Raw genomic sequence first — 25789 nt, 5'->3', positions numbered from 1 at the left:
ACAATAAACATGAAACTGTTAGGTAAAAAGTCATGAAAAAACTAGGAACAATTATCTTTGTCGTGGGCTTAATTTTTATCGGCATGGGGGATAGTTTTTTACCCAAACCCCTAAGTACCATTAGCAGACAAACGCGCACCAGTATTAATCAGTCTTTACTGGGTTTGATGCCTAATCCCAAAATTAGGAAACCCAGTGAACAACATGATGCTGAAGTAACAGAAATGGAAGAAAGGGTTAAAGGAAACCGCGATCAATTAGTGGACGAACCTAATAAGTAATCGCAAATCATCCCCTATTCCCCTTTCTTCATGGCCTTTATTTATCCTTTAACCAGCTAAACATGGCCCGTAAATCTGTCCCGACTTCTTCAATGGGATGTTCTGCTTCTTGACGACGCATGGCCGTAAATCCTGGTTTACCCGCTTGATTTTCTAAGACAAATTCCCGTGCAAATTGTCCGCTTTGAATTTCTTTAAGAATTTTTTTCATTTCAGCGCGGGTTTCATCGGTAACAATGCGCGGCCCTCTGGTTAAATCTCCATATTCGGCGGTATTGGAGATACTATCACGCATTTTAGCTAGTCCCCCTTCCACGATCAAATCCACAATTAATTTGACTTCATGGAGACATTCAAAATAGGCTAATTCCGGTTGATAACCTGCGGCCACGAGGGTTTCAAACCCTGATTTAATTAAGGCAGACAAACCACCACAGAGAACCACCTGTTCCCCAAATAAGTCGGTTTCTGTTTCCTCTCTGAAGGTAGTTTCTAGGATACCGGCACGGGTTCCACCGATTCCTTTAGCATAGGCCATGGCGCGATCGCGGGCCTGGCCGGTAGCATCTTGGTAAACGGCAAATAAACAGGGAACTCCTTCCCCTTGTTCATAGGTACGTCGCACTAAATGGCCAGGGCCTTTAGGGGCAACCATAATGACATCAACGGTTTCAGGGGGAACAATTTGCCCAAAATGAATATTAAACCCGTGGGCAAATAATAAAACCTTGCCATTCCGTAGGTTAGGTTCAATTTCCTCTTTATAAATGGTTTTTTGGACTTCATCAGGCAGCAAAATCATGATCCAGTCAGCGACACTGGCTGCTTCTGAGACGCTGAGAACTTTTAAGCCAGCATCTTCGGCTTTTTTAGCTGATTTACTGCCTGGATACAGCCCCACAACGACTTTTATGCCGCTATCTTTCAAATTTAGGGCGTGGGCGTGACCTTGGGAACCATAACCGATGATCGCAACGGTTTTATCGGCTAAAAGGTCAAGGTTGGCATCTGCGTCGTAATACATCCGAGCCATGAGGCTGTCTCCTAATTCTTATGCAAACTCTCTATTATATAATCTATAAGGCTAATGGAGTCCCTTCGGATAATTTGTAATCTTTCTTTTGACTTTTAAACTGAGAACTCATACCAAATTAGCCCATAGTAAAAGCAGTTAAAAGAGGTTTTGAGAAAATATCAATAATAATTCCGAGTAAAATAATGATAGCAATTCCTTGGATAATATCTAATTTTTGATTAAGCTCTTTAAGTTCTGTTTTAAGATCACTTTCTCTGTCTGTAACGGGTTTTGCTAATTGAGTTTTTAAGTCGTTGATCTCTTTGATAATTTGAGAGTTATTCTGATCTTTTTGAGACAAAACAGTCTCAATCCCATTAAGTTTTTCTTGAATGGTTTCTGCTCTGATTTCCAGACGATCAATTTTAATTTCTAGAACACCGATGACTTTATTTTGAATCAAGAAATTTCGCTTATTATTATCCATAACATTTAGGGAGTTTTGATCAGGAAAAATTAAGAGTTAAAAAGGGTTGAATTTTTTGGTAAAGCAACCCAACTGATTTACTTAACCCAAAAACTAGATTAAAATTTGCAGATGCTGCATTAATTGGGAAGCTTGCATTGCTCCTTCAATCCGTTTTACAGGTTTGCCTTTTTTAAATAATACCAAAGTGGGTAAGGTTTGAATACCGTATTTGGAGGCAATTCCTGGGTATTTATCCGTATCAATTTTGATGACTTGTAAGCGGTTTCTCATCTGGGTTCCTACTTGTTCTAAAATAGGGGACATCATCTGACAAGGGCCGCACCAGGTAGCATAGAAATCCACTAAAACCGGGACATTTGATGTCATCAGAAGTTCTTCAAAACTGGAAAATTGTTTTTTGACTGCCATAATTTTTAGATAATCAGAAAAACGGTAGGTTCCCAAGTCAAAAAACTTGGGTTTTTGGGGTTTATGAGGGGTTTTTAGGGGATGCAGCCGTTTTCTTGCGTTTGTCTTTTGCGCTCCTTCTGACACGACTCGATGACTTAGTTGGTGGGGTTTGAGGGGTGTCTGTTGAGGGTTGAGTAACTCGTTTTAAGAGTAACCCTTGAGAGTCACATAGTTCAAAACAGCGCAAATCAGCTAAAGTTGTGTTGGGATCGAGTCCTGGGGAAGCGATCGCAATTTCCCACTCATTCAGATCTAATTGTAGCCAATCTCCGATGGTAATGGTCAAAGGATCGCCTTCAAGATGGGATACCATAACAATTTGTTCGGAATGATTTTCAGGATTAGTTCGCATTCCATAAAAAACGGTTCTTTCTTCTTCATTAATGCGATTAAAACGATCCATTTGTTGTAAGTTATGATGGAGCCAAGGATGAGTTTTACGGAAGCGACGCAGTTCTAAATTATAGCGAACTTGTGCCGGATTGAGGAGATCTTCATAATGGGAGACATTACACACTTCATGGCAATCTTCCATAAACAGTAAAGCAAACTTTTTCAGCTTTGGAATAGTGAGGTTTTTCAGGAAAGGAAGACTTTCATGACGGTTTAATTTTCCTAAAACAGAAATCTCACAAACTTGAGCATCGTTGAATTCTCCAAAGCAAGCTTGACAAAACTTAATTACTGCTTCTAAATCGTATTCTCTTTCTACCATGCTGAGGGCAATTGCCTGACCAAATTCTCGCAGGACTTCTAGGGTATCAAATCCTAAAGACTTTACCCGTTTAAAAGCCCAATTCTGTTCATAAATCTCTGGGGTTATTTGCCAATCTAAAAAGCCCATTTCTTCCGAAACAACTTTCACCCCATAACGATCATCTGTGTTGCGGAAAAACATCCAAGGCACTCGCATTAAAGCATTAATAAAGTCCATGGGTAAACCTGGCATAAAACCATAAACCCAGAGACTAATTGCTGGATTATCATAGGCATTATGAATGACTTCAGATAAGGTATTTCCCAATTTTTCATTAATCGGTTGAGTGGGATCAACTTGATTACCTCGCCTCACAGTATCATGATTTCCACAACCAGTAATCCAGTGATCTCCTTTTTCCATCACTTCACAAATTCGTTGCCATTTTTTTTCCCAAAACCCTTTTAAAGTCGGGGTATTATGGGCAAAAATCAAGGGGCCCCATTGATAGGATTCTGGCATTAATTCAATGAGATCTCGATAAGTTGATTTTTCTTCCCATCCCTCTTCTGGCCAGGGTCTGCCGTCTTCAAAAATTGTAAATAAGAGCCGTTTATGACCTTCAATTTCTTGTTCAACATTAGCCATTGCTAATAAATAAGCATCATCCTGTTCTACTCGTCCTGTTAAGGGATTAAAGAAGCGAAAATCTTGACCACCATCAATACGAATGCCATCGGCACCTGTATTAATTTTCCGTCTTTGCATTTCTAATAAAATAGCACGGGGCATTGGTAATTGATGGTTTAAATCTTGCCCATACATATTCGGCCCTTTAAGAAATTGCCGATTAATTAAAAGTTCCGCTTGATTATCGGCATGACCATAAACCAAATCATAAATTAAGTGAATTGGCCCAGTGGGAAAATTATGTAATGTCCCAATAAATTCAATTAATTCATCAGGACGAAGACTTCCTAATAGGGCTGGATTTGTGGCACTTGATCCTAAAATTGGAACATCATAACCCCAATCCTGGGTGTTTGGTTTAATCAGTTTTAAAGGGGAACGATTCATCGGAGGAAGCAAGCGACTTCTCGGACTTTTATCCTCAACAGGAAGGACAAATATTCCGCTTTCTGGACTCAAATCATCTCGATATTCAATGGTGGGTTCGATAGGAAGTAATTGAATGGCATCATAGCCAATATAATTTTCTTCAACGGGAGTTAGGAGATTATTATTAACAAGTTTATGGCTGATTTCTTGATAAATTTTCGTTAATCCAGCAATGGTTCCCTCTGGGGATGCAGTGCCAACATGAAGTTGTAAAATATTCGTGGGAGCAGCAACACGAGGAGGAATTTCTTCACTACTAGAAGGAACTCCTGTTTTTTTAAAATAGTCAAGATCAACTCGCTTTTTTTGAACCGTTGCCATATCATATAATTCTGCTGGGGCAAAAATTCCAAAAGGAAGAGAATAGGGAACTAAATCTCTAACCGTTTTCAATTTCCCGAAATGATCATAATAACGTAACCAGTAAAATGACCCGACTTCTTCTTTGTTTCCTGGTTTCATTCCAGCGATCGCACCCCAAAAAAATTCCCCCTGTTGTTTGAGTTGCAGACAGTCCCGTCGTACTTTAATCGTTTGTTCTTGTTGCTGCCAATTAATATTTTTGAGAGGGGTGAAAACTTCGAGATAAATTTCTCTCGCTTGCATGATTTCCCCTGTTAATTCTGGTGTCCAAAACCCAATTTCTGTGATACCATCATGACGGTAATGGGCCCCTAAACGGCTGGCCAAGGCTTGAGATTTTTCAAAAACGGTTCTCTCGGAATGTTCAATCTCTACGACCCAATCTAACATAGACTGGGTTAAAGTTTCTTCCAGTACGGGCGTTTTTTTTTCTGGAGTCATTGTGTTACTAACTTACATCCTCTATTGATAAATTGTTGAGTCGTTGCAATCATAAAGATTGATCGGAGTTATTTGCCAATTACTCTATTCCCTGACTCTCTATTGATGATAGTATCCTTTCTGATCGAGCCGAGTTAGGCAAATTCCCTGCTATTTTAGCATCTAGACACTATTCTAGATGATTTGTCAGATATAGACTAATCCTCCATAAGAGACTCTCTCTGATGATAGGTTGCAGATATTATTAATTAATGTTAGGATACAGGACGTAAACTTAGAAAGCCTGAACAGAACCAAGGGCAGAGCCACTCTGTATCAATCTAAGGGAGCCTTTAGTTAATGACAGGGAAGTACATTTGTATAACCCCCATGTTTATCAAAAAAATGAACAGGAATCAATTCATATCTGCACGACTAGAATATCCAGTTTTGTCGAGCAAGAGTGTAATATTAGATACGAAAAAACTTAATCAGCTAATCAATTTTAAAAAAACTGTTTTCTGAGCAGTTTGAACTATTCAAAAATCATCATTGTGAGCCATTAATTAGATTAATTTACCTAGCTAATTCAGGGTAAGCCAATGTCCTCAATCAGCTTGTAATTCTCATGATAGAAGCCAAATCAAAAGCATTCCTGTCAGTAACCGGATATCTTGACTATTAATCGACAGAAAGATCAGATTGAACAGTTACTGAACAAGCTTAAAACTCCAGAAAACTCCAGAAAACTCCAGAAAAATTCAGCTTATGAAATCATCTCTTGTTATCTTATACCACCGCGAACCCTATGATGAAGTGGTAGAAAATGGACAAATTCGCTATCTTCGCAAGAAAAGTCCTAACGGCATTCTTCCTACCTTAAAAAGCTTTTTTGCTGATGTCAATCAAGGAACTTGGATTGCTTGGAAACAGGTAACAGCAAAACAAAGAACCAATTTTGTTGAACGAGTAAGCGTGGAAGATGAAGGCAATTATCGAGTCTTTCGCATTCCCTTAAGTGCAGAACAAGTTAAACAGTTTTATCACATCACCTCCAAAGAAGCATTTTGGCCCATTCTTCACTCATTTCCCTATCATTTCACCAGCGAAACCTCTGAATGGGAAAACTTCCGAGAAATTAACCGTCTGTTTGCGGAAGCAGCTTGTGAAGAAGCGGCTGATGATGCCTTAATTTGGGTGCATGACTATAACTTGTGGCTTGCACCCTATTATATTCGCCAGAAAAAGCCCAATGCAAGGATCGCCTTTTTCCATCATACGCCCTTTCCTTCTGTCGATATCTTCAATATTTTGCCTTGGCGTGAAGAAATTGTTGACAGTTTACTCTGTTGTGATCTAGTTGGCTTTCATATTCCTCGCTATGCCGAGAATTTTGTCAGCGTAGTTCGTAGTTTACGCCCCGTAGACATCGTAGAAAAGCAAAAAGTATCAGGACACTTAACCACCGTCGGCATTGCCCTAGCAGAGCCAGAAGTGACCACTAAACTACGCTATAAAAATCAGACGGTTAGGGTAGATGCCTTCCCCGTGGGAACTAACCCCAAAAATATTCTAGAGGTGTTACATTCTCCTGAAGCCCAAGAACGAATTGTAGAATTTAAGGAAAGTTTGCATGATCGCAAGTTAATTTTTGCTGCCGGTCGAGTAGACTATGTAAAGGGTAATCAAGAGAAATTAGAAGCTTTTGGTCGTTTATTGGATCGTCGTCCCGATTTACACGGCAAAATTAACTTTATTATGACTTGTGTACAACCTGCGCCGGGAATGCGGGTTTATAAGACAGCCCAAAGTCAAATTGAGCAGTTAGTGGGCAGAATTAACGGCCGTTACGCCAAACTGGACTGGACACCCATCGTGCTGTACACTCAGCCCATTCCTTTACTTGACCTATTCTGCTTCTATAAAGTAGCGGATATTTGTTGGACAACCCCTCTGCGGGATGGTTTAAACTTGGTGGCCAAAGAATACATTGTTGCCCATGAAGGACAAAACGGGGTGTTAATTCTCTCAGAATTTGTGGGAGCCGCCATCGAATTACCCCAAGCCATTTTAACCAATCCTTACTCGGTTAAACGCATGGATGAGGCTATAGAAAAAGCTTTAATTATGTGTCCAGAAGAACAAAAAGAAAGGATGGCCAAGATGTATCATACAGTCACTACTTATGATGTTAAATATTGGGCTGATCGTCTTTTAGACTACTTCGGCAAGCTGACTCATGAAACGGTAGAAGAAAGAGTATGATCCCTTAAATTTCCTTTCCCATTCCCTGATCCCAATGAAAAACTGGTTCAGACAGAATATTCCGAGAGTTCCCCCGGAAACCCGCGAAAAATTGCATCAAGAACTATTAGAAGAGGCTCAACTCGATACCAATTTTCTCGTTTTAAACTTAAGTTCTTGTCTTATTGCCAGCTTGGGACTCTTAATGAATAGTCCGGCGGTAATTATTGGAGCGATGTTAATTGCTCCTTTGATGATGCCCTTACGAGGTTTAGCTCTTGGTGCTTTAGATAACGAGCGTCACTTAGTGAAAACCAGTCTGATCACCTTAGTGATAGGGACAGTAGTCGCAGTTATCATGTCTGGATTAGTCGGGGGGATCTTTGGCTTGCCAGAGTCCTCCTTTAGTACAGAAATTCTCGGACGAACCCAACCTAATTTAGCTGATTTAGGGGTAGCAGTGGCAGCCGGGGCAATTAGTGGCTTTGCCAAAATTCGGCGTAAACTTAGTGATGCTTTAGCAGGAACAGCTATTTCTGTGGCTTTGATGCCCCCTATCTGCGTGGTAGGCATTGGTATTTCTCAGCAAGCATGGCAATTAAGTAATGGTGCCTTTTTATTGTATTTAACCAATCTTTTGGGCATTACCCTCTCTTGTGTCATCGTTTTTGTCTTAGGGGGATATTACCTTGATTACCAGCAAACTCGTCAAGCATTGGGGGGATTTTTAGTGATGACGGGCATCCTGATCTTCCCCTTGTTTATTAGTTTTGGCAATCTTTTACGTCAAGAGAGAATTGAAGCAGAAATTAAGACTATTCTGCAACGAAAAACGGTGACAGTGGGTCAGCAAACGGAATTAGTCGGGTTTAAGGTACAATGGCCGACCTTTCCTTGGGATCAAGACTATCCGATTATTTTATTGACGGTTCAGGAAAATTCGGAAAATCCCGTCACACCCACCCAAGTTCGCTTAGTCGAAAAATTGATTCAACGAGACTTAGGCAAAAAATTTAAGTTAGTGTTTCGGGCCAGTCAATTAAGAGAGGTAAGAGCAGATTACGAAAAACCTTTATCCCCTCCCTTACTATTTGGCCCGGCCCAATTACCACCGGCCCCCTTTCGTCCCCAACATCAAGATGCTAACTCTTCCCAAGTGAATTAAGAAACGTAATTGAGGGATTAACGGCCAATTTTCTGAGCTTGATTGACAAATCCGGCACTGATATAACGACCATAGTTATTCAGGCGATCTTTTTGTCCCATGCGATCAGGGTTATCAAAAAGACCTCCTAGGCCAGTAATCACCACTGTAACCATGCCCATAAGGATCAAATAATTACGGAGTATTATAATTTTTTTTGAGGTCGCTGAGAGCATCGATATAGCCTCATGGGTGTTTAGCAAGGAGAGAAATGAGTATTAGTGATAAATTTGAAGGTTTTGAGTTGAAATACTCAATCCCGAATATTTAAAAATTAGTTTCTAGCATAACACTTGTGTCCACCTTTCATCAGGGAATCTTCATAATCTAATTGCTCAAATCTGCTTGCTTTCTCGTCTTATCCCTTCTATGGTTGACATAATGATTAATGCAGGAATTTTTTCTCGTTTGATAACTGAGTAAGACTATGGAACAATTTTGGTGTGAGGTGTTAAGCTTCTGTCAAACCACTACGAAAGCGATCGCGGCTCCCCTGATTGAGCAGTCTGGGAACATCTCCCCTAAGATGAAAGAGGATGGCTCTTTGGTGACTGAAGGCGATCGCTGGGCCGATCAGGCCATTCGGGAAGCGATCATGGCTCAATTCCCTGAGCATGGGGTTTTAACGGAAGAAACGACCCATATTTTCCCGGCTCAAGATTGGTGTTGGATCGTTGATCCCATTGATGGCACGACCAATTTTACCAGAGGCATTCCCATCTGGTCTATTTCTTTGGGTTTATTGTATCGAGGAACTCCTGTATTTGGGTTTGTTTATCTTCCCCAATTACAACAGTCTTTTTATGGGTATTGGTATGGGGAAACGGGGTTAACGGGGCCGACAGGGGCCTATGTTAATGGCAAACCCATTCACACGAGCAAGGATACACCAAGTAAGGGTCATTTATTTAATCTTTGCGCTCGAAGTATAAAGATCTTACAAAAGCCTTTTCCTTGTAAAATTCGCATGATTGGAGTAGCAAGTTATAACATATTATTGGTGGCTTGTGGGGCAGCATTAGGGGGAGTAGAAGCGACTCCGAAAGTGTGGGATATTGCAGCCGTTTGGGTGATTATTCAAGCTGCTGGCGGCGTTTTGATTTCTTTAAAAGATGAGTCAATTTTTCCCTTGACAATTGGTCGAAATTATGGTAGATATTCTTTTCCTTGTTTGGTGGTGAGTCAAGCTGAATTTGTGCCTTTATTTAAACCTTTGGTAGAGTGTATTTTATAGATGGTTGAACGCAAAAGTTTGAAGTTAGGAAAGGTTGAATTATCCTATTTAGAATGGTCCCAAGGTCAAGAGCCTTTGTTATTATTACATGGGTTAGCTGATCTGGGATGGGTTTGGTCAAGTTTAGGGGATTATTTAGCCCCAAATTATCATATTATTGCCCCTGATTTGCGGGGGCATGGGGAAAGTAGTAAACCGGAAACAGGTTATAAATTCTCTGATTATATTAATGATTTAGATGCTTTAATGAGTTATTTTGGCTGGAATTCTGCGACAATTATCGCCCATTCTTGGTCAGCAAAATTAGCAGCAATTTGGGCGACTAAACAGCCTGAAAGGTTTAAAAATTTAATTTTAATAGATCCGTTTTTTATTGATAAAATGCCATCAATGTTTAAAGTTACCTTTCCTTTGTTATATAAAGTCTTGCCATTTTTGAAAGCCATGGGGCCATTTAATAGTTATGAAGAAGCTGAAAAATTAGCTCGTAGTTTAAAACAATATCGTGGGTGGAGTCCCTTACAACAGCAAGTTTTTCAGTTAGCAATAGAAGAAAAAATAGAGGGAAAATGGGGTAGTAAATTTATGCCGCAAGCGAGGGATGAAATTTTTGAAGAAGTGATGAAATATTCAGGATTAACTCAAGTAATTGATCTACCTACTTTATTGATTAAACCCCAACAAGGACTGAATAGAACTGAATGGCAACTTAAACCTTATAAAAAGTATTTAAAACGGTTACAAATTGTTGAAGTTCCTGGCAATCATTGGGCGTTTTTAGTCGAACCAGATGCTTTTAATAAAGCGGTTGAAGCCTTTTTAAAAGAGCAATTTAGTTGATTTTTTTAGCTCTACCAAACCTACTGTCTAAAACTATTAGAAATTATAGGATCAAACCCTTAAGGGTTAAGCTATACAGACAAAACCCGCCTGCGCGGGTTTAATTTAGACTGCGAAGGGAGGCTTAGTTTGTATAGTATCAGGCTGGCTTCAGTCTGTCTGTAAGTATTGATTTAGCTTATTCTTATTACTTATTACTTATTATCTTAATCATCATCAAGATAATTATCAATTTCTGGATTATATTTGCGCTCTATTTTATCAATAGCAGACTCATCCGTATTAATAATTTTATTCTCATCAAGATAGTAAGCTCCTGTTTCATAACCTTCTGCCAAAGATAACATCATAGTGGTTAAACTACTATAAACCATCCAAGGATCATCTACCTCTCTATCTTCTTGAAAGACGAGATAAACAGGAGAAAAAGCCTGGCAATTTTCAGAACCTTTGATAATATAATAATCACCTTGAAACCTTGAAAAAGGAAACCAACAATCATTCCAAGAAGCCTCAGAATGGTTAGTTAATTGCGCCTGAATTTGTTTTTCTTCTTCAATAAAAGAAAGAGCTACATCTAAAGGAAGAAACCAATGAAAAGGGAAAAAATTATAGTCTTGACTACTGCTACCATTACGCCATTGATAAAGGGTGTAAATTTCTGCGGGTAACTGAAAGGGAAAAGCGGATAATAATGCTTCAATTTCTGATATACTTAAGCCAGGTTCAAGAGCCGCTGCTGACTCAGGAAGATTTTGTTCTAACCAATACCTAATTCTTTCGAGAGCTTCGATTAAAGGAGATAACATATTTGATGGCGCAAAAGATCATTAAGGTTAGTATAATCGAGAAAAATCAAAAAAACGTTAAGTCATACCTAAAAAAAACCAAGTGATAGTCGTAAGGGCTTAATATTATTAAGCCCTTACTGAAAAAATTAATGACTTGCCATCTTTCCCAAAGCATCTGGTTCATCATGAATAGCTAACCTTTCTAATAAGGTTGCACTGGCTTCATTTAAGCCAACTAATTCAACTTTTACGCCCCGTCTACGGAATCGTAAGACTACTTTATCCACCGCATCAACTGCAGATTGATCCCACAAATGAGCATGAGTTAAATCAACAATAACATGGGCTAATTCTTCCCGAAAATCAAAGGAACTCAAGAAACTATCAACAGAGACAAAAAAGATTTGACCATTAACACTATAAATCCTTTTACTTGCTGCTTCATCTAAGAAAGAATCAATAAAAATTAGGTTAGCAATTTTACGACTAAAGAAAATAGCACTCATGGCCACACCAATAATTACCCCGACGGCCAAATTATGAGTTAATACCGTAATTAATACTGTTGTAATCATCACTGTGGTTTCATTTTTGGGTACTTTACGAAAAGAACGAGGATGAATAGATTGCCAATTAAAGGTACTAATAGATACCATAATCATGACTGCTACTAAAGCAGCCATAGGAATACGCGCTACCCAGTCCCCAAACACCAAAATAAAGATAAACAGAAAAATTCCCGCACTCAAGGTAGAAAGACGGGCCCTTCCCCCAGAGCGAATATTAATCACCGATTGACCAATCATCGCACATCCGGCCATTCCCCCAAAAAATCCCGTTACAATATTAGCCACCCCTTGGGCCAAAGCTTCTTGATTTTTATTACTAGAAGTATCCGTTAAATCATCAATTACATTAGCCGTTAAAAAGGATTCAACTAACCCCACTAAAGACAGGCCTAAAGCATAGGGCAGAATAATTTGTAAGGTTTCAAAATTAAAGGGGACTTCAGGCAGCAAAAACATCGGTAAGCTAGTGGGGAGGGTTCCCTCATCTCCTACTGTGTGTACTTGCCATCCTGCGGCCCAAGAAACGGCAGTAATAACGACAATAGCGACTAAAGGAGAGGGAACGACTTTGGTAAATCGAGGTAAACCGTAAATAATGCCTAAACCAGCGGCTACCATTCCATAGACTAACCAAGATGCCCCTGCAAACTGGGGAAGTTGGGCCTGAAAGATAAGAATAGCCAAAGCATTGACAAACCCCACCATTACCGCCCTAGGAACAAAGCGCATTTGATTTCCCAGTTTGACCCAACCCCAAAGGATTTGTAGAATACCAGTGAGGACGGTGGTAGCCAGTAAATATTGTAATCCATGATCTCTGACTAAAGTGGTCATTAATAAGGCCATGGCACCCGTTGCGGCGGAAATCATGCCAGGACGACCCCCGATAATAGCGGTAATAATGGCAATGGAAAAAGAGGCGTATAATCCCACTTGGGGGTCAACTCCTGCAATAATAGAAAAGGCGATCGCTTCGGGGATTAGGGCTAAGGCAACCACGGCCCCCGCTAATAAATCATTTTTGACGTTAGAAAACCAGACTTTTTTGGTGAAAATTTCGCTCATGCTTTCTGAGATGATAGGAATAAAACAAGATTGTTAGAACCATTATTCAGGAAATCGCAAAGATGCGCCGTGACTGATGTTACGACACCCAAGCTTGACGGGGTCTAAATAGGCTTCACTGAGTAACCCTTTCTAGGATAGGATAGTTAAATTCTGGGATCACCTAATTTTATTGACAAATTTATCATGTTTTTCAAATCCTACTTATCGCGCCTTCTTGCCCTCATTTTAGTGGCAGTCATTTCTCTGACGGGTTGTGCTAATAGTTCAACGGGACTTACTGGCAATTATAGTCAAGATACCCTAAACGTCATTGAAACTCTAACCACAGCCCTTGATTTACCCAAGGATGCTGACAATATAAAAGAGATTCAGTCTTTAGCTAAAGAGCAAATTAATGATTATATTTCTCGCTATCGACGCAATAATTCATCCGGTGGCCTTCGTTCCTTTACCACCATGCAAACGGCGTTAAATTCTTTAGCTGGTTATTACACCTCCTATGGTAGTCGCCCCATTCCTGAAAAATTAAAAACCCGTTTAAAACAAGAGTTAAAACAAGCAGAAGTCGCTGTTAAACGCGGAATCTAATCAATTTCATGACTTATAAAATTATCTGAGGTTTGAGTAATCAAGCCTTTTTTTATTCTTGGTATGAGGAACAATTAACCCATAACAATCTACAGTTATATCCAGATACCGAGAGAGGGAATATCAGTGAATCAGCGATCGCTTACTCAAAAACTTCTACAGAGTATCATCGGGAGTCTTGTTATTCTGGGAAATTCCATAATTCCCCTGACACAAATCAAGGCCGTACAAGCAGCAATAGGGAATTATTGTCAATTTTCTCCTGATGCGATCGCTATGAAGGAAAATTTCTTACAAACAGCCCTAAAAGGTGATCCAGAAGACACAAAAAACTATCAAATTTTAGTGCGAAAACAGGCTGAAGAATTACGTCGTTGTCGCGCCCAAACTTGGCCCCAAGAACAAGCAATTTGGTTACGCTTCTATCCCTGTGATGTGCGTCCTGGTTCCGTTGAGGCAGTGTTAGATCGTATTGTTAATAAGGGTTATAATACGGTTTATGTAGAGGTTTTTGCTGATAGTCAGGTCTTGTTACCTCCCGCAGATAACCCGACCCCTTGGGACACCGTTGTGCGGACACCAGGGGCCGAAAGAGTAGATTTGTTAGCCCAAGCTATCCAAAAGGGACGAGAACGGGGACTTAAAGTCTATGCTTGGGTATTTACCCTAAATTTTGGCTATGTCTATGCTCAACGAAGCGATCGCCAATCTGTCTTAGCAAGGAATGGCAAGGGACAAGATAGCACTAAGTTTGTTCATGATCAATCTCAGGCCTTTGTTGATCCCTATAATCGTCAAGCCCAAACTGACTATTACAGTCTACTGCAAGCTGTTCTCAAACGGCGACCCGATGGGGTATTATTCGATTATGTACGCTACCCTAGAGGCACAGGAACCCAGTCAGCAGTGGGAAAGGTCAAGGATCTTTGGATTTATAGTGCAGCCTCTCAACAAGCGTTCTATGAACGGGGTTTAAATAACAAAGGACGGGATTTAATTCAACGTTACGTCACGAAAGGCTATATTACGGTTAATGATGTCTTAGAAGTGGATAAAATCTATCCTGATGAGGGTTCCCCTTTATGGCAAGGGCGTGTCCCTCCGGCAACAGAAGGAAAAGACTCGTTACAAGTGCGCTATCAACGGTTAAAGACAGATTTGTGGTATCTTGCCGTTGCCCATGCTGCCCAAGGTGTCATCAATTTTGTCTCTTTTGCAGCTTCAGCAGTAGAACGTAACGGTATCCCTGCGGGGGCGGTGTTTTTTCCTGATGGGAATCAATTAGTCGGAGACAGAGGGTTTGACTCTCGTTTGCAAGCATGGGATAAATTTCCCCCTTCTTTAGAGTTTCATCCTATGGCCTATGGACTCTGCAAGGATGCTGCTTGTATTGTTAAACAAGTGGAACGGGTCGTGAAAATGTCTCCCCCTAAAGTTAAAATTACTCCGGCGATCGCCGGAGTATGGGGCAAAACTCAAGATAACCGTCCCACTTTAGAGACACAAATGGCAGCAATTCGGGCTAAGTTTCCTCAACTGCGATCGCTTAGTCATTTTGCCTTTTCTTGGCAAGAACCAGAATTTGATCAAAGTCGGCGATTTTGTCGATAAAAGAGGATAATTTATATTTTCTTTAAAGATTATTCCATTCTTCTATACTTAATTTAGACTGATTAACAACAATATTATATAGTGTACCTTTAGGAATATCACTACTATGAATTGGTAAAACTACCATTCGACCATCAGAATGCTTTAAAACCAAATGACTACCTCGTTGATGGTGTTCTCTAAATCCTGCTTTTTTTAGTTTCCGTAGAGCCTTTTTAGCGGTAATAGATGATAAACGCTCACTCATGCTACTAACTCAATTAATAGCACAGTTCCCGTTGACTTTTTCGGACAACTTGGTATCGGTAAACCATCCATTTTTAAAGCTTCTAAATAAGCTAAAACTGCTTCAATAACATTCTGTTCCGCTTCTGTAAAATCTTTGCCAAAAGATGAAATATAATTTAAGTCTGGTACAGTTGCAATAACTGAATTTGTTTCAACATCAAAACTATATTCTACCGGAAACTCAAGACGATTCATTGTTTGATATTTTTGTTCTAAGATTTATTAATACTTATGGCATTTTATCACATTTTATAGGCTATACGACTTAACTCGAATTCCTTCTACTTATTTCTATTGTAGGGATCAACAGCCGTTGACCCCTACGGTTTTAATTATTGATAAACTCCAGTTATAAGTAGAATAACAAAACAATATATTGATAAAATACATTAGTAAATTAAATAATCATAAAAATTAAACTATACTTATGAATATGATTAATTTTTTGTTATGGTTGACGAGGTCAAAAATAAGTTTTTTTTAAATAAAGGTGCTAAACTGATTTAACAAGTTGAGCAAAATCAATAAAACCCATTGAGTAACCTCAACTAAACGCACTCATAAAAATAATTAATATTAGTGCTATAAGCTTTATTGGATAAGGTTTTAAGTCCTTTTTCCAAATATTATGTCAGTTCATTTTTCTGTTTAAATTTATTAGCAGGAGTAGAGTTTTATGTCCGATTTTTCACCTTTATCTCGTCGTAAATTTTTAGTAACTGCCTCTATGTCGGCGGCTAGTGCAGTCTTATTAAAAGGATGTTTGGGCAATCCTCCCGAACCCACGGCCAATAATTCCCCAACTACAACCCCATCCCCCGCAGGTTCGCCTTCAGCTTTAACACCAGAAACCACTCCAGAAACGACAAAAATTAAATTAGGTTATATTCCCATTGTGGAGTCTGCCCCCTTAATTATTGCTCAAGAAAAGGGCTTTTTCGCCAAATATGGCATGACAGAGGTGGAAGTCTCCAAACAAGCAAACTGGGCATCAGCTAGGGATAACGTAACCATTGGTTCCCAAGGGGGCGGTATTGATGGGGGACAATGGCAAATGCCCATGCCTCACCTAATTACAGAGGGAATTATTACCAATGGAAAGAAATTACCCATGTATGTTCTAGCACAATTGGTGACCAACGGTAATGGCATTGCGGTCGCCAGAATGCACGCGGGAAAAGGACTCCATTTAGACATTACCAAGGCGGCAGACTATATTAAAGGGTTTCCCCAAACCAACGGCAGAAAGTTCAAAGCTGCCCATACTTTCCCCAATGTTAACCAAGATTTCTGGATTCGTTATTGGTTTGCCGCCGGAGGCGTTGATCCTGATACAGACATTGATTTACTCGCTGTACCTCCAGCAGAAACAGTTCAAGGGATGCGTAACGGCACAATGGATGCTTTCAGTACGGGCGATCCTTGGCCCTATCGCATCGTTACCGAAGATATCGGTCACATGGCGGCGTTGACTGCTCAAATTTGGAAATTTCACCCCGAAGAATACCTAGCCATTCGTGGTGATTGGGTTGACCAAAATCCTAAAGCGACAAAAGCCATTTTAAAAGGAGTGATGGAAGCACAACAATGGTGTGATGATCCCACTAATCGCCCTGAATTAATTGAGATTGTCGCGGGCAGAAATTACTTTAATGTTCCCCCTGATATTCTCCAAGCACCCTATAAAGGAATGTACAAAATGGGTGATGGTCAACCGGATATCAACGATTTCAACATGGGGCCTTTATATTGGAAAGACGATTTAGGCAGTGTTTCTTATCCCTATAAAAGTCATGATCTTTGGTTCTTAACTGAAAGTATTCGTTGGGGTTTTCATAAGGACAAAATTAAAGATATCGCCACAGCCAAACAAATTATTGACAAGGTAAACCGCGAGGATATTTGGCGTGAAGCAGCAACGGAAGCAGGGTTTGCGGCAGATATTCCTGCTAGTACCTCCAGAGGTGTTGAAACCTTCTTTGATGGGGTTCAATTTGACCCAGAAAATCCAGAGGCTTACTTAAACAGTCTCAAGATTAAACGAGTTTAAATTAGTCGATTATTATTAGTCAACAACAGGAGAGAAAGAAGATGACAGCTACGACAAGAATCCGCAAAAATGGCTCTAATAGTCAAAACTTTTTGTCAACTTTTTGGAAGAAAAATAAAGAAGAAATATTGCTGCCTATTTTTGGAATCCTCGGCTTTTTATTGGTATGGCAATTTGTTTCAATGGTTGGCTTAATTAAATTACCTCCCCCTAGTAGTTTGTGGACAAACGAGCGGACTCGTACTTTATTACTGTATCCTTTTTATGATCGGGGTGGATTAGATAAAGGCTTATTTTGGCAAACTTTAGCCAGTTTAGGACGGGTTGCCCAAGGCTATTCTTTAGCTGCTATTGTGGGCATTAGTGTGGGTATTTTAGTCGGCACACAACCGTTAATTGATAAAGCTTTAGATCCCCTATTTCAATTCTTACGCATGGTAGCACCTTTAGCTTGGGTTCCTATTGCTTTAGTTGCCCTTCAACAAAACCAACCTGCTGCTATTTTCGTCATCTTTATTACTTCAGTTTGGCCGATCTTAATTAATACCACTGAAGGCGTAAAACAGATTCCTCAAGACTACATTAATGTGCAGCAAGTCTTACAATTATCCAACCAAAAATTCTTTTTCAAGATTTTGCTTCCTTCTGCTTTACCTTACATTTTTACAGGCTTAAGAATTGCGGTTGGTTTAGCTTGGTTAGCCATTATTGCGGCAGAAATTGTGATGTCAGGTATTGTCGGAATTGGCTTCTTTATTTGGGATGCTTACCAACAAAATTACATCAGTGAAATCATTTTAGCAGTCATCTATATTGGGGCAGTTGGTTTATTACTTGATAGAGGCATTGCTTACTTACAAAAAGTTATTGCACCAGGAGAATAAGTAATAAGTAACAAGTCGGTTGGGTTGAGATTACGAAACCCAACACACCAATTAACTAACTCTCTAATTAATCTTAAAAACAATCAGTAAAAGAAGAGGTAAAAATCATGGGCGTTTTTGTTGCAGTTGATGATATCGATAAAGTTTTTCCCTTAAGTGGTGGTGGTGAATATATTGCCCTCAAAGGAATAAACTTAGAGATTAAAAAAGGGGAATTTATCTCTTTAATTGGTCACTCTGGTTGTGGTAAATCAACACTTTTGAATATGATTGCAGGGTTAGATTTACCCACGGAAGGAATTGTTACCTTAGAAGGACAAAAAGTGAAAAAACCAGGGCCAGATAAAATGGTTATTTTCCAAAATTATTCCCTCTTACCTTGGTTAACCGTTCATCAAAATATTGCCCTAGCAGTTGATGAAGTTATGAAAGATTATCCCGCCGCAGAACGCAAAGAAATCATTGAACAACACATTAAGTTAGTGGGTTTAGGTCATGCGGTTGATAAATATCCCAAACAACTCTCAGGAGGAATGAAACAACGGGTAGCTATTGCCCGCGCCCTCTCTATTCGCCCTAAATTATTGTTACTTGATGAACCCTTTGGGGCTTTAGATGCCTTAACTAGAGGCAATTTACAAGAACAATTAATGAAGATTTGTGAGGAATATAAAATCACCTCTGTTATGGTGACTCATGATGTAGATGAAGCCGTCTTACTTTCTGATAGAATTGTCATGTTAACCAATGGTCCAAAATCAAAAATTGGGGGTATTTTAGAAGTCGATATCCCCCGTCCCCGTAAACGAATGGAAGTCGTAAATCATCCCAGTTATTACAGTCTTCGCAGTGAAATTATTTACTTCCTCAACCAACAGAAACGTATTAAAAAATTACGCGCCAAAAAAACAGATGCTATCCCCCGTCATGGCTTAGAAAAAGTCAATTTAGAAATTGGCTTTGTACCCCTTACCGCTTGCGCCCCCTTAATAGTTGCCCAAGAACGGGGATTTTTCGCAAAACACGGTCTAGATGAGGTGAATTTAGTCCGTGAAAGCAGTTGGCGGGGTATTGTGGACGGGATCGCCGGAGGTTACTTAGACGGGGCCCAAATGCCCGCAGGAATGCCCACCTGGTTAACCGCAGGAGGACACCAAGAAACCCCCTTACCCATTGTTTCGGCCTTAACCATGACCCGCAATGGTAACGGTATCACATTGGGACAGCCTTTTTATGAACAGGGAGTTCACACCGTCACCGATTTAAGACGTATGTTACTCGAATCTACCGAAAAACGTCACATTTTCGGCATGGTTCACCCTTCTTCTGTCCATAACATCTTATTACGCTATTGGTTAGCCGCAGGAGGTATTGATCCTGATCAAGATGTACAATTAGAAACCATACCCCCTGCCCAAATGGTAGCTGACCTGAAAGCGGGAACTATTGACGGTTACTGTGTGGGTGAACCCTGGAATATGCGGGCCGCAATGGAAGGAGTCGGGTTTACGGTTGCCACAGACTTAGAAATTTGGCGGGGACATCCAGGGAAAGTCTTAGGTGTTCGAGAAGACTGGGCCAATACTTATCCTAATAGTCATATTGCCTTGGTTAAAGCCTTATTAGAAGCCTGTCAATATTGCGCTGATCCGGCGAATCATGAGGATATTCGCCAATTATTAGCAAGTCGTCAATATCTGAGTACCAACCCCGAATATATACAATTGGGCGACCCGAATAACTATAGTTGCAATCTGGAAAAAACCGTCGAATATGCCCATCATATGTTTTTTGGGGAAGGAATGAACCGTCCCAGTCGCACAGAACATTTATGGATGATGACTCAAATGGCGCGATGGGGTCATATTCCCTTCCCTCGCAACTGGGTAGAAATTTTAGAACGGGTATGTCGTGTTGGGGTATTTAGTACCGCAGCAAGAGAGTTAGGAATGGTGGATATTAAGTATCGTCGTGAACCTATTAAGTTGTTTGATGGTATCACTTTTGATGCAGAAGATCCGGTTAATTATCTCAATGAATTAGCCATTAAACAGAACTTTACTATGGCTGAAGTTCATCTTGATGGGATTAAAACTCCTATTGCTGTTGCTGCTTAATTCTATCAATTAAACCCTGTAGAGACGTTTCATGAAACGTCTCTACAAAAGACAAAACTATTTATCAATACGGAGAAAAAATGCAAAGTATCAAATCTCAAAACCCGAAAACTTTGAACCTGAAACCTCAACCAACTATGAATAATAATCTGTCTGTTGTTATCGAAAACGTCAGTAAAGTTTATCCCACTCCTAAAGGGCCGTATACAGTATTAAAAGATGTTAATTTAACCGTTAAAGATGGGGAATTTATCTGTGTAATTGGTCATTCTGGTTGTGGAAAATCGACCCTTTTAAATATGGTTTCAGGGTTTGCCACTCCGACAAATGGATCGGTTTTAGTTAATGGTAAACCTGTTACGAAACCCGGCCCCGATCGCATGGTAGTATTCCAAAATTATGCCCTACTTCCTTGGTTAACCGTGTTTGAAAATGTCTATTTAGCGGTCGATGCAGTGAGTCCTAACAAGCGAGAAGCAGAAAAACGGGGTATTGTACGGGATCATCTAGCAATGGTGGGTTTAACGGAAGCAGAAACCAAGAAACCGACGCAAATTTCTGGGGGGATGAAACAACGGGTTTCTATTGCCCGGGCCCTTGCTATTCGGCCAGAAGTGTTAATCTTAGATGAACCTTTTGGGGCGTTAGATGCCATCACCAAAGAGGAATTACAGGAAGAATTGCTTAAAATTTGGAATGATCACCGTTGTACAGTGTTAATGATTACCCATGATATTGATGAGGCGTTATTCCTTGCTGATCGTCTCGTTATGATGACCAATGGGCCGGCCGCTGCGATCGGAGAAATTATGACTATTCCCTTCCCTCGTCCCCGTGACCGCGATCGCATTATGGAAGATCCTCAATATTACGATTTACGGAACCATGCTTTAGATTTCCTTTATAATCGTTTTGCCCATGATGATGATGCGGCCTAATCATTAATTAAACGTTATCTGCATGAGTTTGGGTGCGTTCTCCACGCACCTTTTTATTTTTCTTCTATATTGGTATAAGGATAACTATATTATACTATTTACTATTATGAGCATTAATTTACCGACTGAGCTTCTAGAAACAGCCCAAATGACTGAAATAGAAATGCTTAAAGAAATTGCCATAATGCTTTATCAACAACAGCGTATTCCCCTTGAAAAAGCTGCTCAACTAAGCAGAATGACAAATGATGATTTTTATCAACTGTTATCGAATCGGAATATTGTAAGTTCACCGATAGATGATGATGACGAAAACAATGAGCTAATCATTGCTAGTTTTCGGACTTCTCTACAACAAGTAAAAGAAGGAAAACTTCATCCTATTTCTGAATTATGGGATGGCATTGATGTCTGATATTAATCTTTTTTTCTCTGATGAATTTAAAGAACGACTTCGGACACTTGCTAAACGTTATCGTAGTATTCGTAAAGATTTACAACCACTTATTGATGAACTTCAGTCTGGTAACTTTATCGGCGATCAAATCATAGGAACAGGTTACACTGTGCTAAAAATTCGTCTTAAAAATAGTGATATTCAAAAAGGAAAAAGTGAGGGATATCGGGTGATCTATCAAATTAAAAATAATCAGTGCATTTTAATGCTTATTATTTATTCTAAGTCAGATCAGACGGATATTTCAGCTAAACAAATTAAAGATATTATTAACGATTTTGAAACGTACTAACGCAAAATTTACAAATATTAAACGATAATCGCATTATGGAAGATCCCCAATACTACGATTTACGCAACTATGCTTTAGATTTCCTCTATAATCGTTTTGCCCATGATGATGATGCGGCCTAATCATTAATTAAACTTTATCTGCATGAGTTTGGGTGCGTTTTTAGCGCACCTTTTTTTATATAATAGGCGGAAGTTTAGAATTTAGCTTAGGTTGATAAAATGAAATTGCTGTATTTTCTACTCTATTAAGTAACCATTCAGGAATTTCAACCCATTCAATATAAATATCTGTTCCATATTCACTAACAATTTTAGCCAGTTTATGATGGCCATTTTTCCAGCGTTTGTAAATATTTTTTGATTGTCCAATATAAATTACTTTACTTTGAGAATCAATCACTTTATAGATTCCACTAACCCGTGGGAGTTTCTCAATTTCAGTAAGACAGACTCTCATTATAATTCCTCTATATGAATATCATGAATATCAGTAAATTGGTTTTCAAGTTTAATTCGTTGCCAGTCAAGCTCAATCATTTCATTACTTAAACCGGCCAAATGACCAACAGTAAGTAATGATTTTTTTAGCATTTTTTCGGATTCTTCTAAATCAGTTAAGGAAAAATCTAGACCTTGACTTCGTAAGAGTTTTACTTCGTCTAGAATCGCTATCCATTGTATTTTGTATCGCAAATCTCTATTTTTGACCAGTTCAGGACGTTGTTTTTTTAAGATTTTTGTATTTTTTGTACAAGTCAATTGATAAACTTTTTGCTTGATTTCTTGTAATTTCATGATTTACTCTCTTCATTTAGTTTTGCATATCTGATTGCAGATTTAACTAATTTTAGCATTTCAGATTTTTTTAAATCAAATAAATCTGTACCTAATTCAACCACTTTATTTACTGAACGAGTGCTATATATTTTATTGACTTTTTCGATAATTTCTTCAGAGACTTCTTCATCTTTTAGGAGTTTTTTAACCAGTTCTCTCTGTACTCGATAGGTATCATTCCAGGTTTGTAAAGTTCGTTGGCTATTTTGCAGTTTAGCGACTTCTTTAATTTTTTCTGACCAGGAATCAAGAAGATGAGTAAAAGCTAATGCAGTACCGACTCCTACTTTATCGAACCATTGCTTTATTAAAGCTCCTTTTTTTTGACCATCTTTAATAACTTTGATATGTTCATCTCGATATTTTTCAAGAACTTGTTCCGCAGCACCAATAACCGCTTCTTTTTCTTGTCTTCCTGTTACATAACCTTGTTGATCACGACGATTATCAAGAACTTGATCATAATTAGTTACATTATGACGATAATGATTAAAAAGTTCTCTCCCGTTCGCTTGTTCTAAATCAATAATGTTTCCCTCTTTATCTCTAATTTGATATAGTTGCTCTGGTTGGGTCAATTGTACTTTATCTCGGATTTTAGGGTTATCTCGATCATTCATTTAGTATTGTCTCAAAACTATTATGTGTTTAGAATGCCCAAAACTCTAAAAAAATTATCAGGGATGAGATTATTTTTAAATATTCTTGAAATTTTGTGTTATCTTCTTCCTTCTATCATGCGATCGCTACTCTTGTAGAATGTATTGAGGTTGTTTTGTTGTATGTATATTCACTAGAATGATTTGATTTTGTCTAATTAATTGGCCTATTAGAAAAAAATATTTATAAAAATTTACAAAGTCTGATACAATACCATCAATAATCTAAAAAATAGTTTTTTGATATAAAAAACATGATAACCGCCCAATTTCCTTGGTTAACGGCAATTATCGCATTACCACTTCTTGCTGCCTGTGGTATTCCCCTATTGCCTGATAAAGATGGTAAATTAGTCCGTTGGTACGCCCTAGGGGTAGGTCTTGCGGATTTCGTCCTTATGTGCTATGTATTTTGGGCTAATTACGATATTAGTAACCCAAGCTTTCAACTCGCTGAAAAATACCCTTGGTTGCCCCAAATTGGACTAAGTTGGGCTGTTTCCGTCGATGGGATCTCCATGCCTCTTGTTCTCTTGGCGGGACTGGTAACAACCCTTTCGATCTTTGCCGCCTGGCAAGTCGATCGCAAGCCAAAATTATTCTATTTTTTAATGTTGCTGTTATATTCAGCCCAAATAGGGGTATTTGTCGCTCAAGACTTACTGTTACTCTTTATTATGTGGGAATTAGAGTTAGTTCCCGTCTATCTCCTGGTTTCCATCTGGGGAGGTCAAAAACGACGTTATGCAGCCATGAAATTCCTACTCTACACGGCAGCCGCGTCTATCTTCATTTTAATCGCCGCCTTAGCTATGGGACTCTATGGAGGTGGTCAGATGACCTTCGATATGGTGGAATTAGCCGCTAAAAACTATCCTCTCGCCTTAGAATTGCCCCTATACGCTGGATTATTAATCGCTTTTGGGGTTAAATTAGCCATTTTCCCCCTTCATACTTGGTTGCCCGATGCCCACGGGGAAGCTTCCTCGCCCGTTTCCATGATTCTGGCGGGAGTATTACTAAAAATGGGAGCCTATGGCTTAATTCGCCTGAACTTAGAAATGCTCCCCGAAGCTCATGTCTATTTTGCGCCCATCTTAGTTATTTTGGGAGTAATTAACATTGTTTACGGCGGTTTTGCCTCCTTTGGCCAATCCAACATGAAACGCCGTCTCGCCTACTCCTCCGTGTCTCACATGGGGTTTGTTTTGCTCGGTATTGCCTCCTTTAGCGATATTGGTATCAGTGGTGCGATGTTGCAGTTAATTTCCCACGGGTTAATTGCGGCGTTGTTATTCTTCCTGGCTGGTGTCACTTATGATCGCACCCACACCATGTTTTTAGACGAAATGGGCGATATTGGACAAATAATGCCCAAAGTCTTTGCCCTCTTTACCATTGGTGCTATGGCTTCTCTCGCACTACCTGGAATGAGTGGTTTTGCTAGTGAAATTTCTGTTTTCGTCGGAGTAACGAGCGGTGATGTTTATAGTTCTATTTTCCGCACTGTTACCGTATTTTTAGCAGCAATAGGACTGATTTTGACCCCCATTTATCTTTTGTCGATGCTACGGCAATTGTTCTATGGTTCGGATAGGGCCTTAACCTGCGGATTGGTTGATACCCAATCTCTCAAATCTGGGGAAGAAAAAGCGGTCTGTTTTGGGAATAGTTGTGTTTTACCCACAGATGCAGATTTTAGCGATGCTAAACCCCGTGAACTCCTAATTGCTTTTAGTTTCATCGTCTTAATTATTGGTATTGGCTTTTATCCAAAGTTCTTTACCCAAATGTATGATGTGAAGACGGTTGCAATTAATGCTCAGGTTCGTAACTCCTATCAACAAATTGCTGAAATTAATCCTGAGATTTATGCTTTTGCTCCCAAAATTCAAGAAGTGTCTGAATTAGCATCAAGTTTAGATCTGTCCCATTAATCGGTTAATTAGGGCAAAATGACGATTATAACCATTTTGCCCGTGACCATATGGCTAGAAGCTTGCCGAAAATTGGATTTAGTTACATTAAAAATTGATGAATTAATAGCAATAATAGAAGTTGATTTACGTCATCAAAATTTTAAAAAATTCCAATGTAAAAGTGAGTCTAGTGAATATGTTTCTTTGGAGATTATTCCATTCTTCTATACTTAATCTAGCCTGATGAACAATAATATTATAAAGCTATATTCTACAGGAAATTCAAGACGCTTCATCGTTTTATATCCTTGTTTTACTGCCTTTATTTTATTATCTTGACATTACCGCGCTTGAAGTTTGGC

Annotated in this window: 26 protein-coding genes and 1 pseudogene; 15 read left to right on the top strand and 12 right to left on the bottom strand. The window is 39.3% G+C overall.

The features are described 5' to 3' along the window. Positions 1-32 precede the first annotated feature (32 nt). Positions 33-281 carry a hypothetical protein gene (locus VB715_RS04100; RefSeq protein WP_323299921.1) on the top strand — a complete coding sequence of 83 codons (249 nt, stop codon included), beginning with the start codon at positions 33-35 and terminating at the stop codon, positions 279-281. A gap of 37 nt (positions 282-318) precedes the next feature. Here the strand turns inward: VB715_RS04100 and ilvC are convergent, their stop codons facing one another. From ilvC to gghA, 4 genes are all read right to left on the bottom strand, one after another. Further along, a complete protein-coding gene (gene ilvC / locus VB715_RS04095) occupies positions 319-1314 on the bottom strand; it encodes a ketol-acid reductoisomerase (RefSeq protein WP_323299920.1) in 996 nt (331 codons plus the stop codon). Positions 1315-1432: 118 nt separating this feature from the next. Further along, positions 1433-1783 (bottom strand): hypothetical protein, encoded by a 351-nt coding sequence (locus tag VB715_RS04090; RefSeq protein ID WP_323299919.1) that lies wholly within the window; start codon positions 1781-1783, stop codon positions 1433-1435. A gap of 93 nt (positions 1784-1876) precedes the next feature. Next, positions 1877-2194, bottom strand: coding sequence for a thioredoxin (trxA, locus tag VB715_RS04085; RefSeq protein ID WP_323299918.1), 318 nt, complete (start codon positions 2192-2194; stop codon positions 1877-1879). Positions 2195-2255: 61 nt separating this feature from the next. Next, positions 2256-4856, bottom strand: a complete 2601-nt coding sequence (gene gghA / locus VB715_RS04080) for a glucosylglycerol hydrolase (protein WP_323299917.1) — start codon at positions 4854-4856, stop codon at positions 2256-2258. A gap of 747 nt (positions 4857-5603) precedes the next feature. Here gghA and ggpS point away from each other — a divergent pair. Together ggpS and VB715_RS04070 are read left to right on the top strand one after the other, a co-directional pair. Further along, on the top strand, positions 5604-7100 hold the full coding sequence (gene ggpS / locus VB715_RS04075) for a glucosylglycerol-phosphate synthase (RefSeq protein ID WP_323299916.1): 1497 nt from the start codon (positions 5604-5606) through the stop codon (positions 7098-7100). Between the two features lie 34 nt (positions 7101-7134). Beyond that, the gene (locus VB715_RS04070) at positions 7135-8244 is read left to right on the top strand and encodes a DUF389 domain-containing protein (protein ID WP_323299915.1); all 1110 of its coding nucleotides are present in this window, start codon (positions 7135-7137) and stop codon (positions 8242-8244) included. Between the two features lie 17 nt (positions 8245-8261). Here VB715_RS04070 and VB715_RS04065 read toward each other — a convergent pair whose 3' ends face one another. Continuing rightward, a complete protein-coding gene (locus VB715_RS04065; RefSeq protein ID WP_323299914.1) occupies positions 8262-8405 on the bottom strand; it encodes a hypothetical protein in 144 nt (47 codons plus the stop codon). A 305-nt stretch (positions 8406-8710) separates the two neighbouring features. Between VB715_RS04065 and VB715_RS04060 the strand changes: the two genes are divergently transcribed. Further along, complete coding sequence (locus VB715_RS04060; protein WP_323299913.1) at positions 8711-9517, top strand: inositol monophosphatase family protein; 807 nt, start codon at positions 8711-8713, stop codon at positions 9515-9517. After that, positions 9518-10357 (top strand): alpha/beta hydrolase, encoded by an 840-nt coding sequence (locus tag VB715_RS04055; RefSeq protein ID WP_323299912.1) that lies wholly within the window; start codon positions 9518-9520, stop codon positions 10355-10357. Positions 10358-10563: 206 nt separating this feature from the next. Here VB715_RS04055 and VB715_RS04050 read toward each other — a convergent pair whose 3' ends face one another. Then, positions 10564-11166, bottom strand: a complete 603-nt coding sequence (locus VB715_RS04050) for an SMI1/KNR4 family protein (protein ID WP_323299911.1) — start codon at positions 11164-11166, stop codon at positions 10564-10566. Positions 11167-11294: 128 nt separating this feature from the next. Continuing rightward, positions 11295-12782 carry a SulP family inorganic anion transporter gene (locus VB715_RS04045; protein WP_323299910.1) on the bottom strand — a complete coding sequence of 496 codons (1488 nt, stop codon included), beginning with the start codon at positions 12780-12782 and terminating at the stop codon, positions 11295-11297. Positions 12783-12968: 186 nt separating this feature from the next. On the opposite strand from VB715_RS04045, the gene psb27 reads away from it, so the two are divergent. Together psb27 and VB715_RS04035 are read left to right on the top strand one after the other, a co-directional pair. Then, positions 12969-13373, top strand: coding sequence for a photosystem II protein Psb27 (gene psb27, locus VB715_RS04040; RefSeq protein ID WP_323299909.1), 405 nt, complete (start codon positions 12969-12971; stop codon positions 13371-13373). A gap of 183 nt (positions 13374-13556) precedes the next feature. Beyond that, positions 13557-14984 (top strand): family 10 glycosylhydrolase, encoded by a 1428-nt coding sequence (locus VB715_RS04035; RefSeq protein ID WP_416336909.1) that lies wholly within the window; start codon positions 13557-13559, stop codon positions 14982-14984. Between the two features lie 22 nt (positions 14985-15006). Here VB715_RS04035 and VB715_RS04030 read toward each other — a convergent pair whose 3' ends face one another. Together VB715_RS04030 and VB715_RS04025 are read right to left on the bottom strand one after the other, a co-directional pair. Next, positions 15007-15231 (bottom strand): type II toxin-antitoxin system HicA family toxin, encoded by a 225-nt coding sequence (locus tag VB715_RS04030; RefSeq protein ID WP_323291900.1) that lies wholly within the window; start codon positions 15229-15231, stop codon positions 15007-15009. Continuing rightward, on the bottom strand, positions 15228-15467 hold the full coding sequence (locus VB715_RS04025) for a type II toxin-antitoxin system HicB family antitoxin (RefSeq protein WP_323291901.1): 240 nt from the start codon (positions 15465-15467) through the stop codon (positions 15228-15230). The genes VB715_RS04030 and VB715_RS04025 overlap by 4 nt, the downstream gene beginning before the upstream one ends. 481 nt (positions 15468-15948) lie before the next feature. On the opposite strand from VB715_RS04025, the gene VB715_RS04020 reads away from it, so the two are divergent. From VB715_RS04020 to VB715_RS03990, 7 genes and pseudogenes are all read left to right on the top strand, one after another. Continuing rightward, positions 15949-17322 (top strand): CmpA/NrtA family ABC transporter substrate-binding protein, encoded by a 1374-nt coding sequence (locus tag VB715_RS04020; RefSeq protein ID WP_323299907.1) that lies wholly within the window; start codon positions 15949-15951, stop codon positions 17320-17322. 41 nt (positions 17323-17363) lie between these two features. After that, positions 17364-18206, top strand: coding sequence for a nitrate ABC transporter permease (gene ntrB, locus VB715_RS04015; RefSeq protein ID WP_323299906.1), 843 nt, complete (start codon positions 17364-17366; stop codon positions 18204-18206). Between the two features lie 107 nt (positions 18207-18313). After that, the gene (locus tag VB715_RS04010) at positions 18314-20323 is read left to right on the top strand and encodes a nitrate ABC transporter ATP-binding protein (protein WP_323299905.1); all 2010 of its coding nucleotides are present in this window, start codon (positions 18314-18316) and stop codon (positions 20321-20323) included. Positions 20324-20460: 137 nt separating this feature from the next. After that, positions 20461-21261: a nitrate ABC transporter ATP-binding protein gene (locus VB715_RS04005; RefSeq protein ID WP_323300185.1), complete on the top strand. Its 801-nt coding sequence runs from the start codon at positions 20461-20463 to the stop codon at positions 21259-21261. A 106-nt stretch (positions 21262-21367) separates the two neighbouring features. Continuing rightward, positions 21368-21676, top strand: a complete 309-nt coding sequence (locus VB715_RS04000) for a UPF0175 family protein (RefSeq protein WP_323299904.1) — start codon at positions 21368-21370, stop codon at positions 21674-21676. After that, a complete protein-coding gene (locus VB715_RS03995; RefSeq protein WP_416336906.1) occupies positions 21660-22010 on the top strand; it encodes a type II toxin-antitoxin system RelE/ParE family toxin in 351 nt (116 codons plus the stop codon). The genes VB715_RS04000 and VB715_RS03995 overlap by 17 nt, the downstream gene beginning before the upstream one ends. A 29-nt stretch (positions 22011-22039) precedes the next feature. Then, positions 22040-22132 (top strand): annotated as a pseudogene (locus VB715_RS03990) (bacitracin ABC transporter ATP-binding protein); the annotation flags it as partial. A gap of 55 nt (positions 22133-22187) precedes the next feature. Here VB715_RS03990 and VB715_RS03985 read toward each other — a convergent pair. Genes VB715_RS03985 through VB715_RS03975 form a run of 3 tightly spaced genes read right to left on the bottom strand, consistent with a single transcriptional unit; the run spans position 22188 to position 23469 of the window. After that, complete coding sequence (locus VB715_RS03985) at positions 22188-22469, bottom strand: GIY-YIG nuclease family protein (RefSeq protein ID WP_323299903.1); 282 nt, start codon at positions 22467-22469, stop codon at positions 22188-22190. Next, positions 22469-22807 carry a hypothetical protein gene (locus VB715_RS03980; RefSeq protein WP_323299902.1) on the bottom strand — a complete coding sequence of 113 codons (339 nt, stop codon included), beginning with the start codon at positions 22805-22807 and terminating at the stop codon, positions 22469-22471. The genes VB715_RS03985 and VB715_RS03980 overlap by 1 nt, the downstream gene beginning before the upstream one ends. Beyond that, positions 22804-23469: a hypothetical protein gene (locus VB715_RS03975; RefSeq protein ID WP_323299901.1), complete on the bottom strand. Its 666-nt coding sequence runs from the start codon at positions 23467-23469 to the stop codon at positions 22804-22806. The genes VB715_RS03980 and VB715_RS03975 overlap by 4 nt, the downstream gene beginning before the upstream one ends. Before the next feature lie 293 nt (positions 23470-23762). Between VB715_RS03975 and VB715_RS03970 the strand changes: the two genes are divergently transcribed. After that, a complete protein-coding gene (locus VB715_RS03970) occupies positions 23763-25445 on the top strand; it encodes an NAD(P)H-quinone oxidoreductase subunit 4 (protein WP_323299900.1) in 1683 nt (560 codons plus the stop codon). The last annotated feature ends 344 nt before the right edge of the window (positions 25446-25789 follow it).

The sequence above is a fragment of the Crocosphaera sp. UHCC 0190 genome (assembly GCF_034932065.1).
GTDB lineage: Bacteria > Cyanobacteriota > Cyanobacteriia > Cyanobacteriales > Microcystaceae > UHCC-0190.
Note: the sequence above shows the minus strand (reverse complement) of the source record. Positions and strands in the feature narration are given on the sequence as shown.

Excerpts from the sequence above, each read along its gene's own strand:
- VB715_RS04100 (WP_323299921.1), top strand. The coding sequence starts at position 33 with ATGAAAAAACTAGGAACAATTATCTTTGTCGTGGGCTTAATTTTTATC.
- ilvC (WP_323299920.1), bottom strand. The coding sequence starts at position 1,314 with ATGGCTCGGATGTATTACGACGCAGATGCCAACCTTGACCTTTTAGCC.
- VB715_RS04090 (WP_323299919.1), bottom strand. The coding sequence starts at position 1,783 with ATGGATAATAATAAGCGAAATTTCTTGATTCAAAATAAAGTCATCGGT.
- trxA (WP_323299918.1), bottom strand. The coding sequence starts at position 2,194 with ATGGCAGTCAAAAAACAATTTTCCAGTTTTGAAGAACTTCTGATGACA.
- gghA (WP_323299917.1), bottom strand. The coding sequence starts at position 4,856 with ATGACTCCAGAAAAAAAAACGCCCGTACTGGAAGAAACTTTAACCCAG.
- ggpS (WP_323299916.1), top strand. The coding sequence starts at position 5,604 with ATGAAATCATCTCTTGTTATCTTATACCACCGCGAACCCTATGATGAA.
- VB715_RS04070 (WP_323299915.1), top strand. The coding sequence starts at position 7,135 with ATGAAAAACTGGTTCAGACAGAATATTCCGAGAGTTCCCCCGGAAACC.
- VB715_RS04065 (WP_323299914.1), bottom strand. The coding sequence starts at position 8,405 with ATGGGCATGGTTACAGTGGTGATTACTGGCCTAGGAGGTCTTTTTGAT.
- VB715_RS04060 (WP_323299913.1), top strand. The coding sequence starts at position 8,711 with ATGGAACAATTTTGGTGTGAGGTGTTAAGCTTCTGTCAAACCACTACG.
- VB715_RS04055 (WP_323299912.1), top strand. The coding sequence starts at position 9,518 with ATGGTTGAACGCAAAAGTTTGAAGTTAGGAAAGGTTGAATTATCCTAT.
- VB715_RS04050 (WP_323299911.1), bottom strand. The coding sequence starts at position 11,166 with ATGTTATCTCCTTTAATCGAAGCTCTCGAAAGAATTAGGTATTGGTTA.
- VB715_RS04045 (WP_323299910.1), bottom strand. The coding sequence starts at position 12,782 with ATGAGCGAAATTTTCACCAAAAAAGTCTGGTTTTCTAACGTCAAAAAT.
- psb27 (WP_323299909.1), top strand. The coding sequence starts at position 12,969 with ATGTTTTTCAAATCCTACTTATCGCGCCTTCTTGCCCTCATTTTAGTG.
- VB715_RS04030 (WP_323291900.1), bottom strand. The coding sequence starts at position 15,231 with ATGAGTGAGCGTTTATCATCTATTACCGCTAAAAAGGCTCTACGGAAA.
- VB715_RS04025 (WP_323291901.1), bottom strand. The coding sequence starts at position 15,467 with ATGAATCGTCTTGAGTTTCCGGTAGAATATAGTTTTGATGTTGAAACA.
- VB715_RS04020 (WP_323299907.1), top strand. The coding sequence starts at position 15,949 with ATGTCCGATTTTTCACCTTTATCTCGTCGTAAATTTTTAGTAACTGCC.
- ntrB (WP_323299906.1), top strand. The coding sequence starts at position 17,364 with ATGACAGCTACGACAAGAATCCGCAAAAATGGCTCTAATAGTCAAAAC.
- VB715_RS04010 (WP_323299905.1), top strand. The coding sequence starts at position 18,314 with ATGGGCGTTTTTGTTGCAGTTGATGATATCGATAAAGTTTTTCCCTTA.
- VB715_RS04005 (WP_323300185.1), top strand. The coding sequence starts at position 20,461 with ATGAATAATAATCTGTCTGTTGTTATCGAAAACGTCAGTAAAGTTTAT.
- VB715_RS04000 (WP_323299904.1), top strand. The coding sequence starts at position 21,368 with ATGAGCATTAATTTACCGACTGAGCTTCTAGAAACAGCCCAAATGACT.
- VB715_RS03995 (WP_416336906.1), top strand. The coding sequence starts at position 21,660 with ATGGCATTGATGTCTGATATTAATCTTTTTTTCTCTGATGAATTTAAA.
- VB715_RS03985 (WP_323299903.1), bottom strand. The coding sequence starts at position 22,469 with ATGAGAGTCTGTCTTACTGAAATTGAGAAACTCCCACGGGTTAGTGGA.
- VB715_RS03980 (WP_323299902.1), bottom strand. The coding sequence starts at position 22,807 with ATGAAATTACAAGAAATCAAGCAAAAAGTTTATCAATTGACTTGTACA.
- VB715_RS03975 (WP_323299901.1), bottom strand. The coding sequence starts at position 23,469 with ATGAATGATCGAGATAACCCTAAAATCCGAGATAAAGTACAATTGACC.
- VB715_RS03970 (WP_323299900.1), top strand. The coding sequence starts at position 23,763 with ATGATAACCGCCCAATTTCCTTGGTTAACGGCAATTATCGCATTACCA.